At 61.7% G+C, this 3,209-nt stretch carries 2 protein-coding genes and 1 pseudogene; 2 read left to right on the top strand and 1 reads right to left on the bottom strand.

The genetic code is table 11. The annotated features are described in order from the left end of the window. Positions 1–102: 102 nt before the first annotated feature. On the bottom strand, positions 103–846 hold the full coding sequence (locus tag IAE39_RS29230; RefSeq protein ID WP_201207933.1) for a hypothetical protein: 744 nt from the start codon (positions 844–846) through the stop codon (positions 103–105). Positions 847–1,253: 407 nt separating this feature from the next. Between IAE39_RS29230 and IAE39_RS30240 the strand changes: the two are divergent. Together IAE39_RS30240 and IAE39_RS30235 are read left to right on the top strand one after the other, a co-directional pair. After that, positions 1,254–2,285, top strand: a pseudogene (locus tag IAE39_RS30240) (methyl-accepting chemotaxis protein); the annotation flags it as partial. Between the two features lie 27 nt (positions 2,286–2,312). Beyond that, positions 2,313–3,194 carry a methyl-accepting chemotaxis protein gene (locus IAE39_RS30235; RefSeq protein ID WP_442968465.1) on the top strand — a complete coding sequence of 294 codons (882 nt, stop codon included), beginning with the start codon at positions 2,313–2,315 and terminating at the stop codon, positions 3,192–3,194. The last annotated feature ends 15 nt before the right edge of the window (positions 3,195–3,209 follow it).

Genomic DNA, 3,209 nt, shown 5'->3' with positions numbered 1-3,209 from the left:
CCCTGGGGCTGCTGCGCAGCCCATCGCGACACAAGGCCGCTCCTACAAGGGTATGCGGACCGCTTGCGAACTCAGCTCTCTGCGCGAAACAGGCCGCGCCAGTTAAAAGCTGACACCCACTTTCAGCCCATACTCGTCGCGGGTCTGTTCATCCGAGTCGGTCATCAGGAACTGCCCGTCCAGTTCATAGTTGTAACGGCTGAAGTAAAGCGAGGCGAGTATTGGCACGCTGCCTTGCTGATTGAACAGCACACTCAATTCGGCAAACGGGTTACTGGTTTCATTCAAATCAACGTCTTCGCTACTGATGCCATGTATTTTCAATTGCGAATCGCCATTGATAACCTGGCGTATACCGGCTTCGAAGCGCAAGGTGGCATTGTTGAAGCGGTAGTTGTAACCCGCCGCAATCTTGGCGAACGGTGTGCGGTTGGTCAGGTCGACGTCGTACTTGCTGGTATTGGGTGACAGCCGGTTCCATTTGTAGCCGGCACCCACCAACAGGTCGAGGGACTGGCGCTCGGCCACGGCCAGCCGCCAGCCCAGGTCCAGGTCGGCCTGGCCGTCCTTCAGCTTCTGGCTCTGCTTTTTCGAGTACATGCCGCTGGCCTCGGCGTGGTAGATCAGGCCGTCTTTGGCCGTCATCTTGTTACCGTAGTTTATGAACAACCCGCCCTCAGGCATATGCTCGGTATCATTGCCGCGCCCGTTCAACTCCAACAGGGTATAACTTCCCTGCACGCCAAGGGTTAATAACGGTGCCGTGGAAGTTTCGGCATGCCCCACCGTCGGAAACGCAACAAGCAGCAACGGGGTGGCCACAGCAGTAATCAGGGCTGTTTTCATGAAAAAGCTCCAGAGGGGCGCTACGGGTCCGAAGGGCGGGCCAGTTATCGATCACGATAGCGCTGTTTTTTAATTCGATAGTGGCAATTTAATATTTTTTTGTGCCCCACTATTGGCGCAAAATTAATGGCGTCAATGGGCCTAACTAAATATGCAATTGGAATAACTTGCAGATGAGTTTGCTTCAATTTAATTGGCACATTGGCCCGCGCATGGCAACTGTGCTGGCTACAATTCATGGCTTGTTGATAGCAGCCGCAGCGCCTGGCAAAACCGACCTCGACACAGCCAAAAACGACAAGACATAGCTATTTGACACTATTCTGGCGCCACCCCCTTGTTCATCGGCTGGCAAGGTTGCCACCCTTGGGGCTCGGATAACCTCACAGGCTGAAAGGGGATCGGCGATGGGCGCGAGCAAGCACGGTGTGCTGGCCAACCTGGGCATGGCCCGCAAACTCGGCCTGGGCTTTGCCCTTGTGCTGCTGCTGACCCTTGCGGTGGCGGCCATCGGCATCGCGGCGTTGCACAGTGTTGGCCAGCGCTTCGACAGTTTGCGCCAGTTGGCCCAGTTCAATACCGACTTGCTGCGCTTGCGCCAGCATGAGCAGGCCTTTGCCCTGCGTTCCGACCTGCAGCAGGCCGACGCCTTGCGCAGTGGCTTGCAGGGCCTGGCCGAGCGCGCCCGGGGCCTGCCGGCGCTGGCGGCGGCAGAATCGGACCTCGCGGCTTACGGCCAGGCTTTCGAGGCGTTTGTCGAGGCGGTGCAGGCCAAAGAGCTGGCGCTGGACATGGCCAGCTGGTCGGTGTCGAGCGTGGCCAACAACCTTGATGTGTTGCAGGCCGGCCTTGCCGATGATGGCGTGTACACCCTCAAACAGTCCCAGGGCCAGCAGGGCGGCGAATTCCTTGAGCAGGCCGCGCAGGTGGCGCAGGTGTCGCGGCTGATGCTGCAGGCCATGGACGAGGCGCGGGTACGCCTGGAAAAAAGCCGCAAAGGCGAGGAGGGTGTTGGCCAGGAACGCATCGCGCAAACTGTCGAGGCGGCCAGCCTGGTGGGCCAGCTGCAAGGTGCGGTAGGGGATGCCGGCTACCAGAGTGTGCTGGGTGAGGTGGCCGGGCACATTGGCAGCTTCTCGGAAAAGCTCAACGAATACACCGACCAGCTGGCCCGCGAGCAGGGGCTGAAGGCACAGTTGCAAGCCAGTGCCGAGCAGGTTACGGGCAAGGTCGACCAGGCTTATCTGGGGCAGGAGCAATCACTGCAAGCTGAACTGCAGCGCAATGCCCTGGCCATTGGCCTGGCCACGGCGCTGGCGCTGCTGGTCGGCGTGCTGGCGGCCTGGCTGATTACCCGTGCGGTGGTGGGCCCGCTCAAGCACGTGATTGCCCGCGCCCAGCGCATTGCTGCTGGCGAACTGGCGTTTGATGCCCAGGTGCCTCGCCGTGACGAAGTCGGCCAGCTGATGCAGGCGATGCAGCAGATGGCGGCGGGGCTTTCGGGGATTGTCAGCGGTTTGCAGCAGGGCATCGAGCAACTGGCCGGTAATGCCCAGGCGTTATCGGCAGTGACCGAGCAGACCAACCGCGAGGTGGGCAGCCAGAAGGAAGAAACCGAGCAGGTCGCCACGGCCATGCAGCAGATGACCGCCACCGTGCACGATGTGGCGCGCAATGCCGAAGAAGCGGCGCAAGCGGCCGAGGCGGCGGATGCCAAGGTCGGCACGGGGCAGCAGGTGGTGCGCCAGAGCATGCAGCGCATCGAGCAGCTGGCGGCGGCAGCCGAAACGGCCAGCGCCGGCATCGACAGCCTCAGTGCCGAAATCCACACCATTGGCGACGTGCTGGAAGTGATCAAGAGCGTGGCCGAGCAAACCAACTTGCTGGCGCTGAACGCCGCCATCGAAGCGGCCCGCGCCGGGGAACAGGGGCGGGGGTTTGCCGTGGTGGCCGATGAGGTGCGCGCCTTGGCCCGGCGTACCCGGCAGTCGACCGAGCAGATCGAAACCCTGGTTGCCAGCTTGCGCAGTAATGCCCAGCAGTCGGTGGCGCAGATCCGTGGCAGTACCGACCTGGTACGCCTGGCCGTGGCCGATGCGTTGCAGACGGAGAGTGCGCTGGGCAGCATTGCTGCGGCGGTGTCGTTGATTCAGCAGATGAACCAGCAGATAGCCGCGGCGGCCGAGCAGCAGGGGTCGGTGGCGGAAGAGATCAGCCGCAGCGTCACGCAGATTCGTGGCAGTGCCGACCAGGCGGCCTTGGCGATGCAGGACAATGCCCGGTCAAGTGTCGAGCTGGCGCAGTTGGGTACCGACCTGAAGGGCATGGTGGGGCATTTCAGGTTGTGATTATGGCCTGGTCTG

The sequence above is a fragment of the Pseudomonas sp. S37 genome, from assembly GCF_016658545.1.
Classification (GTDB): domain Bacteria; phylum Pseudomonadota; class Gammaproteobacteria; order Pseudomonadales; family Pseudomonadaceae; genus Aquipseudomonas.
The sequence above is the reverse complement of the archived record's forward strand: the minus strand, read 5'-3'. Positions and strand labels throughout refer to the sequence as shown.